At 65.5% G+C, this 24,430-nt stretch carries 23 protein-coding genes; 17 read left to right on the top strand and 6 right to left on the bottom strand.

Going from position 1 to position 24,430, the window contains the following annotated elements; genetic code table 11:
- Positions 1 to 309 precede the first annotated feature (309 nt).
- The 3 genes from TSA1_RS27795 to TSA1_RS27785 are packed head-to-tail and all read left to right on the top strand — an operon-like array spanning position 310 to position 4,727.
- A complete protein-coding gene (locus TSA1_RS27795) occupies positions 310 to 1,344 on the top strand; it encodes an efflux RND transporter periplasmic adaptor subunit (protein WP_245448591.1) in 1,035 nt (344 codons plus the stop codon).
- A complete protein-coding gene (locus TSA1_RS27790; protein WP_100179127.1) occupies positions 1,345 to 4,419 on the top strand; it encodes an efflux RND transporter permease subunit in 3,075 nt (1,024 codons plus the stop codon).
- Positions 4,416 to 4,727: a DUF3240 family protein gene (locus tag TSA1_RS27785; protein WP_100179126.1), complete on the top strand. Its 312-nt coding sequence runs from the start codon at positions 4,416 to 4,418 to the stop codon at positions 4,725 to 4,727. Before TSA1_RS27790 ends, TSA1_RS27785 begins: the two co-directional genes overlap by 4 nt.
- Positions 4,728 to 4,734: 7 nt before the next feature.
- On the opposite strand, the gene TSA1_RS27780 is transcribed toward TSA1_RS27785, so the two are convergent.
- Both TSA1_RS27780 and ndk read right to left on the bottom strand, forming a co-directional pair.
- Positions 4,735 to 5,595 (bottom strand): TerC family protein, encoded by an 861-nt coding sequence (locus TSA1_RS27780; protein ID WP_100179125.1) that lies wholly within the window; start codon positions 5,593 to 5,595, stop codon positions 4,735 to 4,737.
- Between the two features lie 41 nt (positions 5,596 to 5,636).
- Positions 5,637 to 6,059 (bottom strand): nucleoside-diphosphate kinase, encoded by a 423-nt coding sequence (gene ndk / locus TSA1_RS27775; RefSeq protein ID WP_100179124.1) that lies wholly within the window; start codon positions 6,057 to 6,059, stop codon positions 5,637 to 5,639.
- 312 nt (positions 6,060 to 6,371) lie between these two features.
- On the opposite strand from ndk, the gene TSA1_RS27770 reads away from it, so the two are divergent.
- From TSA1_RS27770 to TSA1_RS27760, 4 genes are all read left to right on the top strand, one after another.
- Complete coding sequence (locus TSA1_RS27770; RefSeq protein ID WP_097660959.1) at positions 6,372 to 6,629, top strand: sulfur globule protein precursor; 258 nt, start codon at positions 6,372 to 6,374, stop codon at positions 6,627 to 6,629.
- Between the two features lie 228 nt (positions 6,630 to 6,857).
- The gene (locus tag TSA1_RS40090; RefSeq protein WP_174719102.1) at positions 6,858 to 7,031 is read left to right on the top strand and encodes a hypothetical protein; all 174 of its coding nucleotides are present in this window, start codon (positions 6,858 to 6,860) and stop codon (positions 7,029 to 7,031) included.
- Between the two features lie 42 nt (positions 7,032 to 7,073).
- Positions 7,074 to 8,936: an ABC-F family ATP-binding cassette domain-containing protein gene (locus TSA1_RS27765; protein WP_100179123.1), complete on the top strand. Its 1,863-nt coding sequence runs from the start codon at positions 7,074 to 7,076 to the stop codon at positions 8,934 to 8,936.
- A 129-nt stretch (positions 8,937 to 9,065) separates the two neighbouring features.
- Positions 9,066 to 9,836, top strand: a complete 771-nt coding sequence (locus TSA1_RS27760) for a hypothetical protein (protein WP_100179122.1) — start codon at positions 9,066 to 9,068, stop codon at positions 9,834 to 9,836.
- Positions 9,837 to 9,938: 102 nt separating this feature from the next.
- On the opposite strand, the gene TSA1_RS27755 is transcribed toward TSA1_RS27760, so the two are convergent.
- From TSA1_RS27755 to TSA1_RS27745, 3 genes are all read right to left on the bottom strand, one after another.
- Positions 9,939 to 10,433 (bottom strand): hypothetical protein, encoded by a 495-nt coding sequence (locus TSA1_RS27755; protein ID WP_174719101.1) that lies wholly within the window; start codon positions 10,431 to 10,433, stop codon positions 9,939 to 9,941.
- Positions 10,434 to 10,610: 177 nt separating this feature from the next.
- Positions 10,611 to 11,063 carry a DNA polymerase III subunit chi gene (locus tag TSA1_RS27750; protein WP_100179120.1) on the bottom strand — a complete coding sequence of 151 codons (453 nt, stop codon included), beginning with the start codon at positions 11,061 to 11,063 and terminating at the stop codon, positions 10,611 to 10,613.
- Positions 11,064 to 11,070: 7 nt separating this feature from the next.
- Positions 11,071 to 12,570, bottom strand: a complete 1,500-nt coding sequence (locus TSA1_RS27745; RefSeq protein ID WP_100179119.1) for a leucyl aminopeptidase — start codon at positions 12,568 to 12,570, stop codon at positions 11,071 to 11,073.
- 340 nt (positions 12,571 to 12,910) lie between these two features.
- On the opposite strand from TSA1_RS27745, the gene lptF reads away from it, so the two are divergent.
- The 9 genes from lptF (at position 12,911) to TSA1_RS27700 (ending at position 23,001) form a co-directional block, all read left to right on the top strand.
- Positions 12,911 to 14,080 (top strand): LPS export ABC transporter permease LptF, encoded by a 1,170-nt coding sequence (gene lptF, locus TSA1_RS27740; RefSeq protein WP_100179118.1) that lies wholly within the window; start codon positions 12,911 to 12,913, stop codon positions 14,078 to 14,080.
- A complete protein-coding gene (gene lptG / locus TSA1_RS27735) occupies positions 14,077 to 15,174 on the top strand; it encodes an LPS export ABC transporter permease LptG (RefSeq protein WP_100179117.1) in 1,098 nt (365 codons plus the stop codon). The genes lptF and lptG overlap by 4 nt, the downstream gene beginning before the upstream one ends.
- Before the next feature lie 92 nt (positions 15,175 to 15,266).
- The gene (locus tag TSA1_RS27730; protein ID WP_245448432.1) at positions 15,267 to 17,663 is read left to right on the top strand and encodes an LPS-assembly protein LptD; all 2,397 of its coding nucleotides are present in this window, start codon (positions 15,267 to 15,269) and stop codon (positions 17,661 to 17,663) included.
- Between the two features lie 69 nt (positions 17,664 to 17,732).
- Positions 17,733 to 18,668, top strand: a complete 936-nt coding sequence (locus TSA1_RS27725) for a SurA N-terminal domain-containing protein (protein WP_174719099.1) — start codon at positions 17,733 to 17,735, stop codon at positions 18,666 to 18,668.
- Positions 18,668 to 19,696: a 4-hydroxythreonine-4-phosphate dehydrogenase PdxA gene (pdxA, locus tag TSA1_RS27720; RefSeq protein WP_100179114.1), complete on the top strand. Its 1,029-nt coding sequence runs from the start codon at positions 18,668 to 18,670 to the stop codon at positions 19,694 to 19,696. Before TSA1_RS27725 ends, pdxA begins: the two co-directional genes overlap by 1 nt.
- Positions 19,693 to 20,550, top strand: coding sequence for a 16S rRNA (adenine(1518)-N(6)/adenine(1519)-N(6))-dimethyltransferase RsmA (gene rsmA / locus TSA1_RS27715; protein WP_100179113.1), 858 nt, complete (start codon positions 19,693 to 19,695; stop codon positions 20,548 to 20,550). The genes pdxA and rsmA overlap by 4 nt, the downstream gene beginning before the upstream one ends.
- A gap of 23 nt (positions 20,551 to 20,573) precedes the next feature.
- Complete coding sequence (locus TSA1_RS27710; RefSeq protein ID WP_100179112.1) at positions 20,574 to 21,632, top strand: alcohol dehydrogenase; 1,059 nt, start codon at positions 20,574 to 20,576, stop codon at positions 21,630 to 21,632.
- Between the two features lie 73 nt (positions 21,633 to 21,705).
- Positions 21,706 to 21,942 (top strand): hypothetical protein, encoded by a 237-nt coding sequence (locus tag TSA1_RS27705; RefSeq protein WP_100179111.1) that lies wholly within the window; start codon positions 21,706 to 21,708, stop codon positions 21,940 to 21,942.
- Positions 21,943 to 22,284: 342 nt separating this feature from the next.
- Positions 22,285 to 23,001: a Crp/Fnr family transcriptional regulator gene (locus TSA1_RS27700; protein ID WP_100179110.1), complete on the top strand. Its 717-nt coding sequence runs from the start codon at positions 22,285 to 22,287 to the stop codon at positions 22,999 to 23,001.
- An 8-nt stretch (positions 23,002 to 23,009) separates the two neighbouring features.
- Here the strand turns inward: TSA1_RS27700 and TSA1_RS27695 are convergent, their stop codons facing one another.
- A complete protein-coding gene (locus TSA1_RS27695; protein ID WP_245448431.1) occupies positions 23,010 to 23,177 on the bottom strand; it encodes a hypothetical protein in 168 nt (55 codons plus the stop codon).
- A gap of 178 nt (positions 23,178 to 23,355) precedes the next feature.
- Here TSA1_RS27695 and TSA1_RS27690 point away from each other — a divergent pair, with 178 nt between their 5' ends.
- Positions 23,356 to 24,234: an AraC family transcriptional regulator gene (locus tag TSA1_RS27690; RefSeq protein ID WP_100179109.1), complete on the top strand. Its 879-nt coding sequence runs from the start codon at positions 23,356 to 23,358 to the stop codon at positions 24,232 to 24,234.
- Positions 24,235 to 24,430: the final 196 nt, after the last annotated feature.

Below are 24,430 nucleotides of genomic sequence, written 5' to 3'. Positions count from 1 at the left end.
GAGGTCGGTTCGCCACTGGTCTCTACGGCTGAGGAGCAGTTGACCGGGATCCGCCGAAGCGCTCCCCGAGCGCCGAGCAGCTTTCCACAATGGCTCGCCCGCTTGAGGCAAATCAACCCACTCACGCGCCGGTGGAGTACCCGAAACCTGCCATCGATCAGCGCTTCGCTCACATCCGGGTGTGGATTATTCCTCATGCGAATCCTTCGCAGAAGCCTCCGTCTCGCCTCTTCAGGGGGCGTGCCCGTTCGTGCGCTCTCGGTCATTACGCTCTTGGCCGTTGCATTGAGCTTGCCGGCTTCCGTGTCGATGGCGCAGGACGAGGTGAAGCTGAGCGATGCGCAGGCGCGCAATCTCGGCGTCCGCGTCACCCACCCCATCGCGAGCCGGACCGATCTGACGCTGCCCTATCCCGCCCAGATCGTGATTCCCACGCAGCAATTGTGGGTCGTCAGCGCACCGGTGGCCGGCATGGTTGCCAATCTTCTGGTCGGGCGCGGCGACCGCGTCACGGCCGGTCAGCCGCTGGTCACGCTGGAGAGCCCAAGCTTCGTCTCGCAGCAACGCGACTATTTGCACGCGATGGCGCAGGAGCGCCTCGCCAACCAGCAGCTCAATCGGAACGTCGATCTGTTCGAGGGCAAGGCCGTGCCGCAACGCGTGCTCGAGGCCAGCCAGGCCGAAGCGCGCCAGGCCGCTCTCATCGTCGCCGAACGGCGCCAGATGCTGCATCTGAGCGGGATGTCCGACGAAGCCATGTCCCGGCTGGCCCAGGAAGCGGCAATCAGCGCGACGCTCACCGTCAACGCGCCGCAAACCGCATCCGTGGTCGATCTCGCGGTGTCGCCGGGGCAGCGCCTCGAACAATCCGCGCCGCTCGTCAAGCTGGCGCGGCTCTCACCGCTATGGGCCGAAATCGCGGTGCCGGCCGCCAACATTCGCGCGATCCGCAGCGGCGCGAGGATCGAGATCGAGGGCTATTCCACCCCCGGCAAGGTCGTGCTGGTCTCGGAGACCATCGACCCCGCCACCCAGACCATTCTGGTTCGCGCGGAAGTCCCCAACGATGGCGAGTTGCACCCGGGTCAAACCACCGCGGCGCGCATCGGCTTTCTCTCCGCCGGCGAAAGCGCCTTCGAGATCCCCTATAGCGGGCTGGTCCGCCGGGGCGAGCAAACGTCGGTCTTCGTCGCCTTCGACGGCGGCTTCCGGCTGGTCCCGGTCAAGCTGCTCGCGGAAGACCAGGATCATGTCGTCGTGTCGGGCGCCGTCACAGAGCGGGACGCGATCGCGATCGGCGGGATCTCGGCGCTTCGCGGCATTCTCTCGGGACTGGGGCAGTAGATGCTCCGCCGCCTGGTTGCGTTCGCATTATCGCAGCGGCTGTTCGTGATGCTGGGCGTGCTGCTGGTGATCGGTGCCGGGGCCGTCCTCCTGCCCGGCCTGCCGATCGACGCCTTCCCCGACGTCTCGCCGGTTCAGGTGAAGGTCATCATGAAGGCGCCGGGCCTCACCCCGGAAGAGGTCGAGCAACGCATCACCGTCCCGGTCGAGCTCGAGCTGCTCGGGTTGCCGAACAAGAAGGTGCTCCGCTCGACCACGAAATATGCGCTGGCCGACATCACCGTCGATTTCGAGGACGGCACCGACATCTACTGGGCGCGCAACCAGGTCTCGGAGCGGCTGTCGAACATCTCGCGCGACTTCCCGGAAGGCGTGACCGGGGGTCTTGCGCCGATCACGAGCCCGCTGGGCGAGATGTTCATGTTCACGATCGACAGTCCCGAGCTTTCGCTCGCCGAGCGCCGGACCCTGCTCGACTGGGTGATCCGCCCTGCCCTGCGGACGGTACCCGGCGTTGCGGACGTCAATGCGCTCGGCGGCTATGTCCGTGCCTTCGAGATCGTGCCGCGCAACGATGCGCTGGCCGCGCGCGGCATATCCTACGAGCTGTTTCGCCGGGCCATCGAAGCCAACAGCCGCAATGACGGCGCCGGACGGGTCAATCAGGGCGAGGACAGCGCTCTGGTTCGGATCGAAGGCAGCATCCGATCGGTCGAGGACATCAAGGCCATCGTCGTCGACACCCGCGAGGGCGTTCCGATCCTGGTCAACGACGTCGCCACCGTCAAAGTCGGGACGCTGACACGCTATGGCGCGGTCACGACGGACGGCCGCGGCGAAACCGTCGAGGGCCTCGTGCTTGGCCTGCGCGGCGCCAACGCGGGTCAGCTCATCCGCGACGTCCGCGCCCGGCTTGCCGAGCTGCAAGGTGCGCTGCCGAAGAGCGTTTCGATCAACGTGTTCTACGACCGCAGCCGCCTGGTCAACCGCGCCGTCGGCACCGTGGTGCGGGCCCTCGGCGAGGCCACCGTCCTCGTCATCGTCCTTTTGCTGCTCTTCCTCGGCAACTGGCGGGCCTCGCTGGTGATCGCCCTCAGCCTGCCGCTCGCCATCGTGATCGCGTTGATCATCATGCGCCTCGTCGGGATGTCGGCCAATCTGATGAGCCTCGGCGGGCTCGCGATCGCGATCGGCATGCTGATCGACGCGCTGGTCGTCGTGGTCGAGAACATCGTCGGCAATCTCGGCAAGCATGAGCCGGGCAAGGGTCTCCCGCTGATCCATTTGATCTACCGCTCGGTCTGCGAAGTGCTGGAGCCTGTCGCCTCGGGCGTGCTGATCATCATCATCGTGTTCGTGCCCCTGCTGACGCTGCAGGGGCTCGAGGGCAAGCTGTTCATCCCGGTCGCGCTGGCCATCATTTTCGCGCTGGCCGGCTCGCTCTTGCTGGCGCTCACCGTGATCCCGGTCGCAACCTCCTATGTGCTCAAATCCGCCTCGCATCACGATCCTCTGCTGGTGCGCGCCGCCCAGCGCGTCTACGCGCCGGCACTGGCCTGGGCCCTGAACAACGAGCGCAAGGTCATGGCCGCGGCGCTGATCGGCCTCGTCGCGGCGGGCTTTGCCTACACCCAGCTCGGCAAGACCTTCATGCCGACGATGGACGAAGGCGACGTCATCGTCAGCGTGGAGACGCTTCCCTCCGTCAATCTCGACGAGTCGCTTGCGATGAACGCGCGGTTGCAGACCGCGCTTCTGGCCGTGCCTGACATTGCCGGGATCGTCGCCCGGACCGGGTCGGACGAGCTTGGCCTGGATCCGATGGGCCCCAACCAGACCGACACGTTCCTGGTGCTCAAGCCGGCCGCCGAGCGCGCGACCGACAATCGCGAGGCCCTGCTGCAGAAGCTCCGCGAGGTCCTGGCCGGCTTTCCCGGCATCTCGCTCAGCTTCACCCAGCCCATCGACATGCGCGTGCAGGAGATGATCAGCGGTGTGCGCGGCGATGTCGCCGTCAAGATCTTCGGCCCCGACATCGCCAGGCTGAACGAAACCGCGGCGAAACTGTCGGCGATCCTGTCCAGCATCGACGGCGCCGAGGACGTCTACACCACGCTGAACGAAGGCGCTCAATATTACACGGTTGCGGTCAATCGCATGGAGGCCGGCCGCCTCGGCCTCACCGTGGATTCCATCGTCAACTCGCTGCGCACCCAGATCGAGGGCCGGACCATCGGCACCGCGCTCGAGGAAGGGCGCCGCACGCCGATCCTCATCCGGGGCAGCGAGACGACGCGGGAAGCGCCGACGCTGCTGGCGAGCCTGCCGCTGACGCTGGCGTCCGGGCGGCATGTCGCGCTGTCGCAGGTTGCCCGCATCCAGCGCGTCGACGGCCCGGTGAAGATCGACCGCGAGGACGGCGCCCGCATGAGCGTGGTGCGCGCCAACGTCCGCGGTCGGGACATGGTCGGCTTCGTCGAAGCGGCGCGCCAGAAGGTGGCGAGCGAACTGCCGCTTCCGAACGGCTACCGGCTGAGCTGGGGCGGACAGTTCGAGAACCAGCAGCGCGCCGCCGCGCGCCTGTCGATCGTGGTCCCCGTCGCGATCGGCCTGATCTTCGTGCTGCTCTTCACGACGTTCGGGGCCATCCGCCAGGCCTTGCTGGTGCTGGTCAACATTCCCTTTGCCCTGATCGGCGGCGTGTTCGCGCTGGTGGTGACGGGCGAGTATCTGTCGGTGCCGGCCTCGGTCGGCTTCATCGCGCTGCTCGGCATCGCCGTGCTCAACGGCGTCGTGCTGGTCTCCTACTTCAATCAGCTCCGCGCCCACGGCCTTCCCGAGGATCGCATCGTCGTCGAAGGCGCCATGCGCCGGCTTCGGCCGGTGCTGATGACCGCGAGCATCACGGCGCTCGGCCTGATCCCGCTGCTGTTCGCCACCGGCCCGGGATCCGAGGTGCAGCGACCGCTCGCCGTCGTCGTGATCGGAGGACTGCTGTCCTCCACCCTGCTCACCCTGATTCTCCTGCCGATCCTGTACCGCCGCTATGGCGGGGCGTCGAAGGTGACGAAATGATCGACCAGCCCGTCTGTCTCACGCTGATCGTGCCGCATCAGCTTCGCGACGAAATGTTCGACATTCTCGCCGAGCAGAGCGATCTGGTTTCGGGGTTCACGGCCTTACAGGGCTCAGGTCACGGCACCGAGGTCCGATTGCTGACGGCCGCCGAACGCGTGAAGGGCCATGCCGATCAGACCGTCGTGCAAGTGGTGCTGGCGAGCACCGATGCCAGCCGCCTGCTCGAGCGCCTGCGGGTTTCGTTTGCGGGGACCAAGCTGGTCTACTGGACGATGCCGGTGACGGAACTCGGCATGATCGACTGAGCCGGCCCTACTCTGCCGAGGCCCGGGCGTGGCGCTCGGACGATTCCAGCGCGGCAGAGTTCAGTTTGCGCCGGCGCCAGATGCTGCCGACCACGAGCACGACGACGACGCCGAGCGCGGCGCAGAAATATTCGCCGCCGGCCCCGCCATGGCCGAACTGCGGCGGGATGCGCACGGCGCCGAGCATGCCGTCGAGCGAGGCGCCGAACGGACCGTCGAACAGCGTGTGCAGCTTCGGCGCGACGCCGGGATCGGTCGAGATCACCTCGCCCGCGATCCAGCCGAGCAGCGCCGCACCGGCCCAGACCAGCACCGGCAGCTTTTCGAGCAGCGCCATGATCAGCGCCGCGCCGGCGACGATCAGTGGCACGCTGATGGCAAGGCCGAGGACCAGGAGCGGCGCGCTGCCATTGGCCGCGGCGGCCACTGCAATGACGTTGTCGAGCGACATGACGATGTCGGCGACGACGACGATCTGCACCGCCTGCCAAAGATGCGAGGCCGCGTCGACGTCGTCCTCGTCCTCGTGTTCCGGCACCAGGAGCTTGGCCGCGATCACGATCAGGGCGAGACCGCCGACCAGCTTGAGATACGGCAGCTCCATCAGGGTTGCGACGATGCCGGTGAAGATGATCCGCAGCATCACCGCTGCGCCGGCACCGAAGATCATGCCCCACAGCCGGTGTCGCGGCGAGAGGCCGCGGCACGCGAGCGCGATCACCAGCGCGTTGTCGCCGGAGAGCAGGATGTTGATCCAGATGATCTTGCCGACCGCGATCCAGAAAGTCGGCGCAGCCATCTCATTGCGAAACTGGGTGAAGAATACCCCGATCGTCGCGGGATCGAAGATCTGCCAGAGCCAGTCCACAATGAGTCCTTTCGCCCTCGTCTTTCACTTACGGCCGTTGATCAGCCGACGATCTCGTTGCCCGAGAAGAACTGCGCGATCTCGATCGCGGCCGTCTCCGGCGCATCCGAGCCGTGCGCGGAGTTCTCGCCGATCGACTTTGCGTAGAGCTTGCGGATGGTGCCGTCGGCAGCCTTGGACGGGTCGGTCGCACCCATCGCGTCGCGATAGCGGGCGACGGCGTTCTCGCCTTCCAGCACCTGGACGACGACCGGGCCCGAGGTCATGAACTCGACGAGCTCGCCGAAGAACGGCCGCGCCTTGTGGACGGCGTAGAAGGTCTCGGCCTGCTCCTTGGTCATGCGGATACGCTTCTGCGCGACGATGCGCAGGCCCGCTTTTTCGATCACGGCGTTGACGGCGCCGGTCAGGTTACGCGCGGTCGCGTCGGGCTTGATGATCGAGAAAGTGCGTTCGATGGCCATAATCTTGTCCTTGGGAAGAAAAGCGGGGGTGTCGAGTTGCGGGGCTTATATCGGCGCCTTTGCCATCCGGCAAGCGACCGCCGGGATGACGCCACAGACGCTTCGCCGCAGCACCGGGACCGGCGATTTCCGCTTGGGTTACGACAATTTCACCCAGATGAACCCAATCTGAAGGCGCCATTCAGGCTTTGGTTCGGCCTGCCGGCCTATGCTCATTCCATCGAAACCGAAGCCTGATCACGAGGCGGACCGTTTCGGCGGCCTTTCATCGACGCGGATCCCCCCCGCGCCGGCAGTTTTGAGGAGATCACCATGTTGAGGAAACTTTCGCTTGCCGCTGTCGCTGCGGTTGCGCTCGGTGCCGCGCTGGCGCCGACCTCGGCCTCCGCTCACTGGCATGGCGGCGGCTGGGGCTGGCACGGCGGCGGCGGTGGCTGGCACCGCGGTTACGGCTGGGGCGGCCCGCGCTTCTATGCCCCCGTCTCCTACGGATATGGCGGCTGCTATGTGCGCCGGCTGGTCCCGACCCCCTGGGGACCCCGCTGGCGGCTGATCAACCGCTGCTACTGAGCCCGACAGCACCTTCCTGAAAACCAAGGGGTACCTGCGCCCCCCTCAGGTACCTTCCAAGAGGAGCCCCGGCGATCCCCCCGCCGGGGCTCCGCATTTTGGGCGGACATGGCGCAATTCATACAATTTTGACGAGAATGCCCGCGATTCCCAAGGAATCGCGAAACCATTTTGGGGGCCAATGACTTGGTACCGTGTCGAACCTTTGAGAACACGGAACCGAACGCGATGGCTGGCCTTTCTGCCAATGACAGCGAACAGATCGACCGGCGGACCAGCCGATCGATCTGCGATGCCGTGGGCGAGCGGTTGCAGCAGAGCCTTCGTCCCGAACCCCGGCTCCCGACTCATCTCGAGCAGCTCCTCAACGAGCTGGAGCGGCGCGACCGCGAGCCGCATTAAGTTGCGGCTTGCGTTTGACCTCGGCTGCGGTGACAAGGCCGCATGCTTGTCATCTCCGACCTCTCCATCCGCCTTGCCGGACGCCTTCTGATTGACCAGAGTTCCGTGCAGATCACGCCGGGATCGCGCGTCGGTCTGGTCGGACGCAACGGCACCGGCAAGTCGACGCTGTTCAAGGTGATCCGCGGGGAACTCGCGGCCGAGCACGGCTCGGTGACCTTGCCGCCGCGCTGGAGCATCGGCAGCCTCGCCCAGGAAGCCCCGAACGGTCCCGAAAGCCTGATCTCCGTCGTGCTCAAGGCCGATCTCGAGCGCGACGCCCTGCTCACCGAAGCCGAAAGCGCGACCGATCCGCACCGGATCGCCGAGATCCAGACTCGCCTCGTCGACATCGACGCGCATTCGGCGCCGAGCCGTGCGGCCGCGATCCTCTCCGGCCTCGGCTTCTCCGCCGCCGACCAGCTCCGCCCCTGCGCCGAATTCTCCGGCGGCTGGCGCATGCGCGTTGCGCTGGCCGCCACGCTGTTCGCCGCCCCGGACCTCCTGCTGCTCGACGAGCCCACCAACTATCTCGACCTCGAAGGCACGCTGTGGCTGGAGGATCACCTCGCCCATTATCCGCGCACCGTGATCGTGATCAGCCACGACCGCGACCTGCTCGAAAGCTCGGTCGACCAGATCCTGCATCTGGAGCGCGGCAAGCTCACGCTCTACAAGGGCACCTATTCGTCGTTCGAGGAGCAGCGCGCCGCGCGCGAGCTGCTCGATGCCAAGGCCGTCAAGCGCCAGGAGGCCGAGCGCGCGCGGCTGCAGGCCTTCGTCGACCGCTTCAAGGCCAAGGCCTCGAAAGCCCGGCAGGCCCAGTCTCGCGTGAAGATGCTGGAGCGGCTGAAGCCGATCACGGCGCTGGTCACCGAGGACGTGCGCGAGATCTCCTTTCCCGCGCCGGAGAAGATCCTGTCGCCGCCGATCATCGCCGTCGACAACGCCTCGGTCGGCTACGATCCGGCGAGCCCGGTGCTCAATCGCGTCACCTTGCGCATCGACAATGACGACCGCATCGCGCTGCTGGGCGCCAACGGCAACGGCAAGTCGACGCTGGTCAAGCTGCTCGCCGGCCGCCTCGCGCCGTTCTCCGGCAAGGTGACGCGCGCGGACAAGCTGTCGATCGCCTATTTCGCGCAGCATCAGCTCGACGAGCTGAACGAGGACGCCTCCGCCTACGACCACGTTCGCAAGCTGATGGGCGATGCGCCCGAAGCCAAGGTGCGCGCCCGTGCCGGCGCGATCGGCTTCTCCGGCAAGGCGGCCGACACCAAGGTGGCCAAACTGTCGGGCGGCGAGAAGGCACGGCTGCTGCTGGGGCTGGCGACCTTCTTCGGCCCCAACATGATCATCCTGGACGAGCCGACCAACCATCTGGACATCGACAGCCGCGCCGCGCTTGCCGAAGCCATCAACGAATTCCCCGGCGCGGTGATCATGGTCTCGCACGATCGCTATCTGATCGAAGCCTGCGCCGACCGGCTCTGGATCGTCGCGGACCGCACCGTGACCAATTACGACGGCGACCTCGACGAATACCGCCGCCTGGTGCTGTCGGCGCGCAACAGCGAACCCGCGCCGCGCGAGCGCAGCGTCGCAAGCGAGAAGCCGCCGCGCCCGAAGTCGGACAATCGCGGCTCGCTGAAGAAGCGCATCGCGGAAGCCGAAGCCGAGATCGCCCGCGTCAGCGACATCATCGCCAAGATCGACACCGCGCTGTCGCTCCCCGACATTTTCACCCGCGACCCCAAGCAGGCCGCACAACTGTCGAAGGCCCGCGCGAACGCAGCCGACGCGCTGGCGCGGGCGGAGGAGCAATGGCTCGAGGCGAGCACGCAGTTCGATGAGGCGGCGGGGTAGTCGCATCCAGGGCGCTGCGCGCAGTTCGAAAACACAATCCAGAGCACAGTGAGATTGCGCCTTGCATCACCGAAATGCTACCGACGATGCTTTCCTGGGAGTATCAATTGCTGGAGCCTCTGGGACATCATGCTCAAAAAAGCCGCCTTGGACTTCGGTCAAGCACTCGCCCAACTTGGCCAATTGGAATGGACGTGCATCCTCTCCCGCAAGATGAATTCGAATATCATAGTCGATACGACCGGAACGTTGAGGAGAGATGCAACAACGATTCTCTCTAATTTGAGACGCGTCTGCATCCTTGCTGACCTTCAGGAAGTTTTGCCTGAGATCGATCGTTTTGGCTCGCTACTCACAACCAATGATGTCGTTATCGAGGACGCGAAAGGAGCGGCCTCGCACCTGAAATACAGACTCTTTGAAGAGCTCCAGAACGAGTACTATTTTCAAGTTGATCGCCGCGACGTTAATTTTTATGGGAACAGGAATCTATTTGGCGAAAGAGTTGGAAAAAAATTCAAACTGGCTGCGACAGACATCGAGAACGCAGGCAACTGTTTGGCTTTGCGGCAAGCGGACGCAACGGTCTTCCATTTGATGCGGGCAATGGAAATTGCTGTCCGTAACCTTAGCAAGCGTCTGGGCGTAACGATCACGCCTAATACTACTTGGCGTCAGATGACAGGCTTGATGGACGATAAGATCAAGAAAATGCCAGATAATACGATGAAGTTGAAAAGAAGGAAAAACGAGTGGGAAGCTGCCCGAGCCAATCTACACCATGTCGGCTCTGTATGGCGCAACAATACGATGCACCCAGCAACCTCGTACACACCTTCCCAAGCGTTGGACGTTTTCAACGCAGTAAGAGTGTCTATGAACTCCCTGGCTGAGCTTTAGAAGACACGAATTAATTATTGGCTCAGGCGTTTCATCCGCTTCAAGACGATCTGTGACTTACTCAGCCGCCTCAACGACGAAAGACGGTCGCAAACGGTACGGTTACGCCGATTTCTTCTTCGCTTTCGGCTTCACCGCCCTCGGCACCGGCTGCGGCTCCGGATTGCCCTCGATCGAGGACAGGCGCCCCGCCGTGAACGTGTAGATCCCCGCGCGCGGACCGGTCGTCCAGGTCACGACGGCGACGCGCCGGCCGGCGGCATCGTTGGAGAGATTGACGTTCGAAGGCGCGCCGATACCGCGGACCACGTCGCATTCGGTATGGCCGAGTGCGACCGTGCCGCCTATCGGGGCCGGCGACGTCGATGCATTGGCATCGGACGGACCAGGCGGCGGCGCCATGCCGGGACAGGCGCCGTCGGCGCTGACGAGATCTTCAGCGCCCACGGGCTTGTCGGGCGTCAGCGGCGGCGATTCAATCGAGATGTTCTTGATGAACAGCCGGCTCGGCGTGTTGAACCATTGTGCATCCTTGGCGGACGCGAGCAGATCGGTCCCGCCCGAGCAGCCCGCGACCAGCGGTGCTACGGCAACCAACGCAACTAGGAGCGACCTGGGAAGCTTTTGATGTCGCACGATAAACCAAATTCCCCGCGTGAAGGACCAGCCCTAAGCGATTGTCCCAACATCACTTTGCGGCACGAAGGTGACAAAAGCCAGCATCGCCCGAAAAGTGCAAATTATCATTAATTGCCAAGGATGACGCCAAGGACGCTAATTCCGACGTTGCCACCGGCCCCGCTCGTCGGCCTGCCAATAGGTGACATCAAATCCCCGCGCCTTGCAATCCGTCCAGGCGCTGCGGGCGAGCGCCAGCGCATCCGGATCGTCGCCGTTGAACAGCAGCACCATGCGCGCGTAGCCTTCCGCGTCCTGCGGGAGGGCGGCGCTGTCCACCAGAAAGCGGACATGGGCGCCGTTGGGATTGCCCTCCTCGATCGCCAGCACGATCGGCTGATCGGCGGCATCGTTCACGCGCCATGTCGCGTGCGGCAGGAAGGAATCGTCGCGATAGGTCCACAAATGCGCGTCGAGCGCGTCGGCCCGCTCCTCCGAGGTCGCCTGCACCACGACGCGCCAGCCGCGCTCGAGCGATTTCTCGAGAAGCGGCGGCAACACGTTCTCCACCGTCATGTTTTGCAGATGATAGAATAGGACTTCAGTCATCGTGAGGTCACTTGCGCTCGTAGTGATCGGCGACCAGGCGATCGAGGAGTCGGACGCCGTAGCCGCTTGCCCAGCTCTGGTTGATGTCGGTCTTCGGCGCGCCCATGGCGGTGCCGGCGATGTCGAGATGGGCCCAGGGCGTGCCGTCGACGAAGCGCTGCAGGAACTGCGCCGCGGTGATCGAGCCGCCATGACGGCCGCCGGTGTTCTTCATGTCGGCGAACTGGGAATCGATCAGCTTGTCGTATTCGGGGCCGAGCGGCATGCGCCAGACCTTGTCGCCGGTCTCGATGCCGGCCGTCAACAGGCGTTCGGCGAGCTCGTCATTGTTGGAGAACATGCCGGCATGCTCGGTGCCGAGCGCGACCACGATGGCGCCGGTGAGCGTTGCCAGGTCCACCATGAATTTCGGCTTCACCTTCTTGGCGACGTACCAGAGCACGTCGGCCAGCACGAGGCGGCCCTCCGCGTCGGTGTTGATGATCTCGATGGTCTGGCCCGACATCGAGGTGACGATGTCGCCCGGCCGCTGCGCGTTGCCGTCGGGCATGTTCTCGACGAGACCGATGGCGCCGACCACGTTGGCCTTGGCTTTGCGCGCCGCCAGGGCGTGCATCAGGCCGACGACGCAGGCCGCGCCCCCCATGTCGCCCTTCATGTCCTCCATGCTGCCGGCCGGCTTGATCGAGATGCCGCCGGTGTCGAAGCAGACGCCCTTGCCGATGAAGCTGACCGGCGCCTCGCCCTTCTTGCCGCCGTCCCAGCGCATGATCACGGTGCGGCTCGGCCGCGCCGAGCCCTGGCCGACGCCGAGCAGCGCGCCCATGCCGAGCTTCTGCATCGCCTTGACGTCGAGCACCTCGACCTTGACGCCGAGCTTGCGGAGCTGACTGGCGCGGCGCGCGAACTCCTCGGGGAAGAGCACGTTCGGCGGCTCGTTGACGAGGTCGCGCGCGATGACCACGCCGTCGACGACGTGCCCGGCGGCGACAAACGCCTTCTTCGCCGCCGCGACATCGCCGACCGCAAGCGAGATGTCGGCGCGCGAGCCGCCCTCCTCGCCGTCCTTCTTCTTTGTCTTGTAACGGTCGAACTTGTAGGCGCGCAGGCGCAGGCCCGAGGCGACCGCGACCACCTGCTCGCTGGTCATGGCGCCACTGGGCAGCTCCGCCATGACGGTCATGGTGGCGGCCCCGGCGCCAAGCTTGCCCGCCGCCACGCCGCCGAATTTGAGGAAATCGTTCGCTTTCAGGCCGGTTGCCTTGCCGGCGCCGATCACGAGCAGCCGGGTGGCTTTCACCCCCTCCGGCGCCAGGATATCCAGCACGCCCCCGCTTTTACCTTTGAAGGCGGCGGCGGCCGCCGCGCGCTTCACGAGTTCGATACCCCCGCCGAGTGCCTTGGCGGATGCCGGACCGACCTTCAGGCTGTCGTCACAGAACACGACCAGGATGCCACGGGCGGCTGACGACAGCGGGACGAAGCCGACCTTGATGGCATTGGACATGGGTAACTCCTTCAAAAATCTTGATCTTTTGATCATTCCCGGTCGCGGCGGGAGCCGGGCCTGAATGACGATTCACTGAGCCATGCGCACTATGGGCCAGCGGCCCGGCAGATGCCAAGCACCCCCCGTGGCCTCAAGGCCACAACGAGGGAAATATTAACCATATATTGAGGGTGCCACGGGGCAGCCATTTTGTTGACGGATCAAAGGGATGGTAGTGAGAGAGTGAGCCGTCGGAAGAGCCTTGCCGGTCGACCTTGGGGATCCCCTTTCGGGGATTGGTCGGACAGCCGGATTTCCGGCCGACATTGGGGACTTGGTGGGGTTCGTGCGGTAGCGCATGGGGTCGATCGATAGGTATATCTTCCGCACGACGCTGGCGTCGTTTGCGCTGGTCCTGGTCAGCCTCACCGGCGTGATCTGGATTACGCAGGCGTTGCGCGGCATCGACCTGATGACGAGCCAGGGTCAGACCATCCTCACCTTCCTCGGCATCACCAGCCTCGTCGTTCCCGCGCTCGTGCTGATCATCTCGCCGATCGCGCTGATGATCGCGATCTCGCACACGCTGAACAAGCTCGCGACCGATTCCGAGATCATCGTGATGAATGCCGCCGGCTTCTCGCCGTTCCGGCTGTTCTATCCGTTCTTCTACGCCACCTGCGTGGTGGCGCTGCTGGTTGCCTTCATCGCGGCCTATCTCGCCCCCGACGGCATGCGGCGGATCAAGCAGTGGGATGCCGAGATCACCGCGGACGTGCTCACCAACATCCTGCAGCCCGGCCGCTTCGCCCAGCTCGACAAGAACCTCACGATCCGCATTCGCGAACGCCAGCCCGGCGGCATCCTCGCCGGCATCTTCATCGACGACCGCCGCGATCCCAACGAGCGCGTCTCGATCGTCGCCGAGCACGGCGAGGTCGTGAAGAACGCCACCGGCTCGTTCCTGGTGCTGGAGACCGGCAATCTCCAGCGCTTCGAGGCGGGCAAGCGCGATCCGGCGCTGGTGGCTTTCGGCCGCTACGGCTTCGACATGTCGAAATTCTCCAACCAGGGCCGCGACGTCACCCTGGGCATCCGCGAGCGCTATCTCTGGGAGCTGTTCTCGCCGTCCGAGAAAGATCCCGTCTACATGCAGATTCCCGGCCAATTCCGCTCTGCCCTGCATGACAGCCTGCTCGCGCCGATCTATCCCTTCGCCTTCGCCGTGCTGACCTTCGCCTTCCTCGGGGCGCCGCGCACCACCCGCCAGAGCCGCAACTTCTCGATCGGCGGCTCGGTGCTCGCCGTGTTCGGCCTGCGCATGGCGGGATTTGCCTGCTCGGTGATGGCCGTGAAGTCGTCTGCCCCGGTGCTGGTCCAGTACGCGATGGTCTTTGGCGCCATCGGCGTCGGGCTGTGGATGATCATCGGCGGCATCGTGGTCGAGCCGCCGCCCGGCCTGATGGAGGCCATCAACAGGTCGAATGCACGCATCGCGCGGCTGTTCGGACGTCCGGCCACCGCATGAGCATGCTCACCAACACACTCGGTCGCTATTTCGCCGGCCGCTTCGTGGTCGCCGCGCTCGGCGTGTTCGCCGGCATCTTCCTGCTGCTGGTGCTGGTCGACTACATCGAGATGGTGCGCAAGACCTCGGGGCTCGCCTCCGCCTCGGCGCTCATGGTGGCCGAGACCTCGCTGTTCCGGGTGCCGCAGCTTCTGGAGAAGCTGACGCCGTTCTGCATGCTGATCGGCGCCATGACCTGCTATCTCGCCCTCTCCCGCCGACTCGAGCTCGTGGTCGCGCGCGCCGCCGGCATCTCCGCCTGGCAGTTCATCTCGCCGGCGCTCGGCAGCGCGCTGCTGATCGGCGTGATCGCCACCGTCGCCTACAATCCGATGTCCGCCAATTTGCGCGAGCTCTCCAAGCGCATGGAGGCCGAGCTGTTCGGCTCGGCGCCCGGCGGCGGCATCCAGGACGCCTCCGGCTTCTGGCTCAATCAGGTCACCAGCGACGGCCAGACCATCATCAATGCGGCGCGCAGCGAGCAGCAGGGCGTGCGGCTGACGGGACTGACGCTGTTCCGGTTCGACCCGGACCAGCACTTCAAGGAACGCGTCGAGGCGCGCGAGGCGACGCTCGAGACCGGCCGCTGGCTGTTCAAGGGGGTTCGCCGCTTCTCGCTGGACGCGCCGCCGGTCGACCAGGCGACGTTGGAGATTCCGACGACGCTGACCGAGGCGCAGGTCCGCAACAGCTTTTCCACCCCGGAGACTGTGTCCTTTTGGCAACTACCGAGCTACATCCGCTCGTCGGAGAGCTCGGGCTTCGCGACAGCCGGATACCGACTCCAGTATCAAAAGCTTCTGGCGCAGCCGTTTTTGCTGGCGGCCATGGTGATGCTCGCGGCCTCCGTGTCGTTGCGCTTCTTCCGGATGGGCGGCGTGCAAAAGATGGTTTTGAGTGGCGTGGGCGCAGGCTTTCTGCTCTACGTTCTGTCGAAAGTGACTGAAGACTTGAGCAAGGCTGAGTTGATGCATCCGATCGCTGCGGCGTGGTTGCCCGTGGTGGTGGGCGGCCTCACCGGCTTTTTGGCCTTGTTGTACCAGGAGGACGGTTAGTGACTGCCGTCCATCGAGGACCCGTGTCTCGTTTGACGCGCCGCATGGTGATGCGCGCGAACGGGTCCGGCTTGTCTCTTCGCAGGCTGTTGATGGCTGTCGCTGCCGTGGCATCGCTCGGCGCGCTGATCGATGTTGCCACTGTCGCCCCCGCCTCGGCCCAGGGCTTCACCTACAATCCGCTGCCGCCGCGCCCCAAGCCGCCGAAGGCCGCCAACGACAACCAGATGCTGGTTCAGGCGACCGAGGTCGACTACGACTACAACAATTCGCGCGTGTCCGCGGTCGGTAACGTCCAGCTGTTCTACAACGGCACCAGCGTCGAGGCCGACAGGGTCATCTACGACCAGAAGACCAAGCGGCTGCATGCCGAAGGCAACATCCGCATGACGGATGCCGACGGCAAGATCACCTATGCCGAGATCATGGATCTCTCCGACGATTACCGCGACGGTTTCGTCGATTCGCTGCGCGTGGATACGGCCGACCAGACCCGCATGGCCGCGAGCCGCGCCGACCGCTCCAGCGGCAACTACACGGTGTTCGAGAACGGCGTCTACACGGCCTGCGCGCCGTGTCGGGACGATCCGAAGAAGCCGCCGCTGTGGCAGGTCAAGGGTGCGCGCATCATCCACGACCAGCAGGAGAAGATGCTGTATTTCGAGACGGCCCAGCTCGAATTCTTCGGCGTGCCGCTCGCCTACATGCCCTATTTCTCGACGCCCGACCCGACCGTGAAGCGCAAGAGCGGCTTCCTGATGCCGGGCTACATTTCCGGCACGTCGAACACGGGTTATGGCGTCGAGGTTCCCTACTATTGGGCGATCGCGCCCGATATGGACGCCACCATCACACCCCGCATCCTGTCGCGGCAGGGCGTGCTGCTGCAGGGCGAGTTCCGGCAGCGCCTGATCGACGGCGCCTACCAGATCCGCGCCTATGGCATCGACCAGCTCGATCCCGGCGCGTTTTCCGGGCAGCCCGGCGACAAGCAGTTCCGCGGCGCCGTCGACACCAAGGGTCAGTTCGCGCTGAACGACAAATGGGTCTGGGGTTGGGACGGCGTCCTGATGTCCGACTACTATTTCTTCTCGGACTACCGCCTCTACCAGTACCGCGATCCGCTCGGCTCGTTCCTGCTGCTGCCGACGGAGGCGCTGTCGCAGCTCTATCTGACCGGCGTCGGCAACCGCAGCTTCTTCGACGCGCGGACGATGTACTGGCTGAGCTATTCGGGCAACCAGAGCCAGGTGCCGATCGTCTATCCGGTGATCGACTATTCCAACGTGCTCAACTATCCGGTCTTCGGCGGCGAGTTCAGCTACAAGACCAATTTCGTGAACCTGTCGCGTGACCAGGCGGTGTTCGATCCGATCACCACGATCGCGAACACCAACAGCCTGTGCACGACGGCGTCGGCCGATCCGCTGGCCCGCACGCCGTCGCAGTGCCTGCTGCGCGGCTTCCCCGGCACCTACACCCGCCTCACGGCCGAGGCGCAGTGGCGCAAGTCGTTCACCGATCCGTTCGGCCAGATCTGGACTCCGTTCGCCAGCCTGCGCGCCGATGCGATCAACTCCTCGGTCTCCAACCAGCCGGGCGTGTCGAACTATCTTCCCGTCGGCGACACCCAGGCGTTCCGCCTGATGCCGACGGTAGGCCTCGAATACCGCTACCCCTTCATCAACGTTCAGCCCTGGGGTTCGACCACCGTCGAGCCGATCGCGCAGATCATCATCCGGCCGAACGAGACCTATGCCGGCAAGCTTCCGAACGAGGACGCCCAGAGCATGGTGTTCGACGCCTCGAACCTGTTCAGCGTCGACAAGTTCTCCGGCTACGACCGCGTCGAGGGCGGCGGCCGCGCCAATGTCGGCGTGCAGTCCACCACGCAGTTCGACAAGGGCGGCGCCGTCAAGGTGCTGTTCGGCCAGTCCTACCAGCTGTTCGGCATGAACTCCTTCGCGGTTCAGGACTCCATCAATACGGGTCTCGATTCCGGCCTCGACAAGCCGCGTTCCGATTACGTCGCCAGCGCCAGCTACTCGCCCAACAGCACCTACACGTTCAGCGTCCGCTCCCGCATGGACGAGCAGACCTGGAACGTGCAGCGCTTCGAGGCCGAAGGCCGCGCCAACTTCAATCGGTGGTCCGTCGCCGTGCTCTACGGCAATTACGCGCCGCAGCCGGAACTCGGCTATCTCACCCGCCGCGAGGGTATCCTGACCTCGGGATCGCTGAAGGTCGCGACCAACTGGGTGGTGTCGGGTTCGGCGCGCTGGGACCTCGAGGCCAACAAGATCAACCAGTATGTGCTCGGTGCCGGCTATGTCGACGATTGCTTCGTGCTGGCGGCGAACTACGTAACTTCGTATAGCTATTCTGCGGGCACCGCGCCGCCCGTGCTGAGCCACGCGTTCATGTTCCAGATCGGCCTGCGCACGCTGGCGAACTCGTCGACGACCAGCAGTTCCTCCGGCCTCCAGTGAACGTTTTGAAGTGCCGGCCGCGCTTGCCCCCAACACAGGCTCGACGCGGCTGACATGCGAGCGACAATCATGACGATCCCATTGCCCGCCTTCCGCCTCCTGCTCGCCATCAGTGCCGGGTTGATCCTGACCGGACTGCCCTCGCCCTCGCGCGCGCAGAACATCGTCGTGATGGTCAACGGCGACCCGATCACCGATTTCGACATCGAGCAGCGCTCCAAGCTCGACCAGCTGACGACGCAGAAGACCCCGAGCCGGCAGGAGGTCATCAACGAGCTGATCGACGACAAGGTGAAGATGAAGGAGGGCAAGAAGTACGGGGTCGATCCCGGCGTCTCCGACATCAACCAATCCTACGAGGGCATGGCGCAGCGCATGCGCATCACGCCGGAGCAGCTCACCAAGTCGCTCGAATCCAAGGGCGTCCGCCCCGAGACGCTGAAGGGCCGCATGAAGGCCGAGATGGTCTGGACCAGTCTCGTGCGCGGCCGCTACAAGGAGCGCCTCCAGGTCGGCGAGCGCGACGTCGCGCAGGCCGTGCAGGCCCAGACCGGCGACAAGCTCCAGATCGAGGGCACCGAATACAAGATGCAGCCGATCGTGCTGATCGTGCCGCGCGGCTCGTCCGCGGCGTTCCTGGAGACGCGGAAGAAGGAAGCCGAGACCTATCGCGCCCGCGTCGGCAGCTGCGAGGAAGCCAACTCGCTGTTCCGCTCGACGCCGAACGCGACCATCCGCGACACCGTCACCAAGACCACCGCCGAGCTGCCGGAGGCGCTGCGCAAGGTGCTGGACGACACCCCGATCGGCCACCTGACCGCGCCCGAGATGACCAAGAACGGCATCGAGATGGTGGTGCTGTGCTCGCGCAAGCCGACCATGATCGACACGCCGAAGAAGCGCGAGGTCCGCGAGAAGATGTATCAGGAGAAGTACGAGAAGACCCAGAAGGCCTATCTCGACGAGCTCCGCAAGGCGGCGATGATCGAATATCGCAACCGCTGATGGCCGCTTCCGCAGCAAAGCCGCTCTCCCTCCCCCTTGCCCTGACCCTGGGAGAGCCCGCCGGCATCGGGCCCGACATCACGATCGCAGCCTGGCTGAGGCGTCGTGAGCTGAACCTGCCCGCCTTCTATCTGCGCGGCGACGAGGCGCTGATCGCCCGCCGCGCCCGATCGATCGGTGTCGATGTCAGGACGGCCGCGGTGAGCCCCGGCGAGGCCGCGGCCGCTTTCACCGAGGCCCTCCCCATCGTTGAAACCGGCGAGCGCGCGACCGCCGAACCCGGCAAGCCCGACGCATCGAGCGCGCCCGCCGCGCTCGCCTCGATCCGGCAGGCCGTCGGCGATGTCCGACAGGGCCGCGCCGGCGCAATCGTCACCAATCCGATCGCCAAGAGCGTGCTCTACCGTGCGGGCTTCCGTCATCCCGGCCACACCGAATTCCTCGCCGAACTCGCCGCGGAGAACGGCCGCGTGCCGCAGCCCGTGATGATGCTGTGGTCGCCGCGGCTCGCCGTCGTGCCGGTGACCATCCACGTCTCCCTGCGCGAGGCGCTGAGCCAGCTCACCAGCGAATTGATCGTCTCGACGACGCGCATCGTCGCGACCGAGCTGAAATCCCGCTTCGGAATCGCGCGGCCGCGCATCGCGATCTCCGGCCTCAATCCGCATGCCGGCGAGGACGGCTCGCTCGGTCACGAGGAGCAGACGGTCATCGCTCCCGCGCTCAAGACCTTGCGCGGCGAGGGCATCGAGGCCAGGGGCCCGCTGCCGGCCGACACCATGTTCCACGAGGCCGCGCGCAAGCTCTATGACTGCGCGGTCTGCATGTATCACGATCAGGCGCTGATCCCGATCAAGACGGTGGCCTTCGACGACGCCGTCAACGTCACGCTCGGCCTGCCCTTCATCCGCACCTCGCCCGATCACGGCACCGCCTTCGACATCGCCGGCACCGGCAAGGCGAACCCTTCGAGCCTGGTTGCCGCGCTGAAGCTCGCGGGCCGCATGGCGGCAACGCAAAGCCGATGAGCGCGATCGACGACCTCCCGCCGCTGCGCGAGGTCATTCGCCAGCACGCGCTGTCGGCGCGCAAATCGCTCGGCCAGAATTTTCTGCTCGACCTCAACCTCACCGCCCGCATCGCGCGCGCCGCAGCGCCGCTCGAGGACGCCACCATCGTCGAGATCGGCCCGGGCCCGGGCGGCTTGACGCGCGCGCTGCTCGCGCTCGGCGCCAAACGCGTCATCGCCATCGAGCATGACGAGCGCGCGATCCCCGCCTTGCAGGATATTTCCGCGCGCTACCCCGGCAGGCTCGAGATCGTGCATGGCGATGCCATGACCTTCGATCCCCGCCCGCTTCTCGCAGGCGAGCGCGCCAAGATCGTCGCCAACCTGCCTTACAACATCGCGACCCAGCTCCTGATCAACTGGCTCACCACCGAGCCCTGGCCGCCCTGGTACGACATGATGGTGCTGATGTTCCAGCGCGAGGTCGGCGAGCGCATCGTCGCGCACGAGGACGAGGAGGCCTATGGCCGGCTCGGCGTGCTCGCCAACTGGCGCTGCGAGACCAAGATCCTGTTCGACATCTCGCCGTCCGCCTTCGTGCCGCCGCCGAAGGTCACCTCCTCCGTCGTGCGCCTCACGCCGCGCGCAGAACCGCTGCCCTGCGATCGCAGGATGCTCGAGCAGGTCGCAGCCGCCGCCTTCGGCCAGCGCCGCAAGATGCTGCGGCAGAGCCTGAAGTCGCTTCAAGCGGATCCGGCGCGGCTTGCCGCGGCCGCCGGCGTCGATGCGACGCGGCGCGCGGAGACGATCCCCATTTCCGGCTTTGTTGCCATGGCGCGCGAATTGGCGGATATACGCAGCGAAACTGCGTAACCAAGAATTTCGGAGGAAGGAATATGGCGTTGATGCGTCGGCAGTCCCTGGTCAAGTTCGATGCGCCGCTGTGCGAGACCATCGTCGACACGCCGAAGCCGAAAGGCGCCGAGGTCCTGGTGCGCATCGAGCGCTGCGGCCTCTGCCATTCCGACCTGCACATCCAGGACGGCTACGCCGATCTCGGCGGCGGCAAGAAGCTCGACACCACGCGCGGCATGACGCTGCCCTTCACGCTCGGCCACGAGATCGCCGGCGTGGTCGACGAGGTCGGCCCGGACGTCGCCGGCGGTCTCGTCGGCACGAAGAAAGCCGTCTTTCCGTGGATCGGCTGCGGCCAGTGCCGCGACTGCGCCAATGGCGACGAGAATCTCTGCGTGAAGCAGCGCTTCCTCGGCGTCTCCATCGACGGCGGCTTCGCCACCCACGTGCTGGTGCCCGACGCGAAATATCTGCTCGATTACGATCCGCTGCCCGTCAACCAGGCCGCGACGCTGATGTGCTCCGGCGTCACCGCCTATGGCGCGCTCAAGCGCCTGGTCGATCGTCCGCGCCAGCGCAATCTCCTGCTGATCGGCCTCGGCGGCGTCGGCATGATGGGCCTGTCGTTCGCGCAGGCGATGTTCAAGCAGCCGATCACGGTTGCCGACCTCTCGCCGGCCGCGCGCGACACCGCGCTGAAGAACGGCGCCGCGGTCGCCTACGACCCGTCCGAGCCCGACGTGATCAAGCGCATCCTGAAGGAGACCGAAGGCGGCTTCGACGAGATCGTCGATTTCGCCGGTAACGAGAAGTCGATGGCCTTTGCGGTCGCGGTCGCCGCGCGCGGCGGCAAGATCGTGGTCTCCGGCCTGATGGGTGGCCAGTTCACCCTGCCGATGGTGCAATGGGTCTACAAGCGCATGACCATCGAAGGCTTCATGGTCGGCACGCTGGCCGAGGCGCAGGAGTTGATGGCGCTGGCGCGCGCCGGCAAGATCAAGCCGACACCGATGCGCGAGGAGCCGATGGGCGACGTCCAGAAATGGATCGACGAGCTTCGCGCCGGCAAGGTCGTCGGCCGCATCGTTTTGAAGAACTGACGATCGCTGCGGCGGGCCCGGCGCAAGTTGCGCCCGCCGCGGAACGCCTGCGGCCTCGCCGCGTTGGCTGCGCATGACCATTCGCTGCACCGTCGAAAGCGCATTCTTCATCGCCTGGAGCTGCCTGGAGCAGAGCGGCGAGCTCGGCCCGCCCGACGAGAGCGCCAACGTCATTCTCGACGCCATCGAAGCCCAGCTCAGGACCGGTGAACGCCGGCAGCTGATGCTCGCCAACAAGGCGATCGACGCCTACCGCACACATGCCGCCCAGCGCCATCCCACGGGGGATCGCGAAGCGCGCTTCGGCTGAAAAGTTCTCGCCGCCCCTCGGGGCCGCCGGCCCGGCGGCATTCGAGCGGATTGAGGCCGGCGGTCCGTCGGGCAAGAGCGCACGGGGTACGGCGCTCGGCGGAAGGACGGTACGCCAATCCGCAAGCCCGCTATGTTCACTCCTGAACAAACCTCGCACGATCACCGCTGCCGGGCCGCGCGCAGGGCCGCTCCATCCTACCTTTCCGGAATCCCGGAACGCCGGCGCGCAACTTCTCTGGGCACCGGCGCGCCCTTGTGTGCACTTTGGAACCGTCGGTTCCGCCACGGAAACGTAGGGTTGTTGCTGGCGCCGATTCCCGGCCAGCCCAGAGAAGAAACTGTGACCGGTCGGCCCCACAACGATCTGCTCCGGCAGCTCTCCCACCAGGATTTCGAGCTGCTCGCCCCCCACCTCCAGCCGGTCGAAGTCGAGGCAAGCCAGATCCTGCATCACGCCGGCGATGCGGTAACGGCCATTCATTTCCCCTGCGGCCCCACGCTGGTGTCGTTCGCCGTGCCGGTCGAGGACGACCGCGAGGTCGAAAGCATGCTGGTGGGACGGGAGGGCGCTGTCGGCGTTGCCGCGGGATCCAGTCCTTCGCTCACCTATTCGCGCATCGTCGTGAAGCTCGGCGGCACCCTCGTCCGGCTGCCCCGGCGTGCGCTGGAGCAGGCGCAGCAGAGGTCGCCCCCGCTCCAGGATGTGTTCTTGCGCTATGCCGACTGCCAGTTTGCGCAGTTGCTGCAAACTGCAGCCTGCAACGCCGCGCATTCGATCGAGCAGCGTGCCGCCAAGTGGATCATCTCCACACAGGAACGGATCGGCCGGGCCGAGATTCCTCTTACCCACGAGCAGCTCGCCAGCATGCTGGGCGTCTCCCGCAGCTATGCCAGTCGCGTCATCCAGATGTTCAAGGCAAGGCACATCCTCGCCACCCGCCGTGGCGCCATCGTGATCCTCGATAGGCCGGAGCTCCAGGCCAGAGCCTGCTGCTGCAACGACTGGGTGAAGAAGCATTTTGACGAAGTGTTGGGCGCTGCGACTGCCGGCGGCTAACGCCACCGTCATGCCTGAGGCGACGACTGCCGCTTCAGATGCAGATAGGTCGGAGTGAAATCCCCGAGCCGCTGCAATTCCCGCCATTTCAGCACGATCAGCTCGCCGTCGCACAGATCCATGACTTCGCTGCGCCGGAGCTCGACCTCCTCGGCGTCCTTGTCGTGGACCTCCATGAGATGACAGATGCTCGCTGCCGCCAAACGCGCGCTCAAAGTGCGGATTGCCCTGCTCCACCACAGCGCCCTAAACAGCCCTTGGCGGCGTTCTGCGCCCCCTGGCAAAACCGCAAGATCGGTCGAGCGTGCGACGCCGGTCTGCGCTTTAGCTGGTGCTGCCACGGAGAACGGAACGATGACGGCGGCGCTTCAGACCTACCATGCCCGGATGCAGCGGGTGCTGGATCACATCGACCAGCATCTGGACGACGATCTGGACCTGGACGCGCTGAGCAGCGTCGCGGCCTTCTCGAAATTTCATTTCCACCGGCAGTTCACGGCGACCTTCGGACTGTCGGTGCATCGCTATATCCAGCTCGCCCGCATGAAGCGTGCTTCATACCGGCTGGCCTACAGCGACGCCGAAAGCGTCACTGACATCGCGATGGATGCCGGCTACGACGCACCCGACGCCTTCGCCCGCGCCTTTCGGCAACGGTTCGGGCAATCGCCGTCGTCGTTCCGCAACTCTCCCGACTGGGAGCCGTGGCTTGTGGCCTTCGGGCCTCTCGACAACGCGAGGAGCAAGCTGGTGAGGACTTTTACCCCTGACGACGTGACGATCCGCAATGTGCCCCCGACGCGGGTGGCGATCATGGAGCATCGAGGCGACCCGGCGACACTCGGCGACACCATCCGGCGGTTCATCGCCTGGCGCAAGGCAGGCGGCCTGCACCCCAGCACAAATCCGACCTTCAATGTCTGGCGGTCCGAGCGGCGACCAGCCTCGCCCAGCACCTACAGCACGGACCTCTGCGTCGGGACCGACCAGCCGATCGAGGCGAACGGCGAAGACATCAAGGCCGGCGAGATTCCCGGCGGACGCTGCGCGGTGCTGCGGGTGGTCGGCTACACCGACAATCTGGAGCCCGCCGCGCTCTACCTCTATCGCGACTGGCTCCCGGCCAGCGGCGAGGAGGCGCGCGACTTCCCGATCTATTGCCAGCGGCTGAGCTTCTTCCCTGATGTCGGCGAGCACGAGGCGACCGCGGATGTGTTCCTGCCGCTGAAATGAACCGTCACCGCAACCACCGTCATTCCGGGATGCGTGCCCGAGCACGCAGGCCCGGAATCCATCGGGCCGCATGCTCTGCCGTGCAATGGATTCCGGGTTCGCCCTTTTAGGGCGCCCCGAAATGACCAACATCGGCCCGGGCCACCGCGCGCGAGGCGTCGGGCAAAACACCAAACCGCCGCGTCAAGCCCTTCCT

Source organism: Bradyrhizobium nitroreducens, from assembly GCF_002776695.1.
In the GTDB taxonomy this organism is placed as follows: domain Bacteria; phylum Pseudomonadota; class Alphaproteobacteria; order Rhizobiales; family Xanthobacteraceae; genus Bradyrhizobium; species Bradyrhizobium nitroreducens.
The sequence above is the reverse complement of the archived record's forward strand: the minus strand, read 5'-3'. Positions and strand labels throughout refer to the sequence as shown.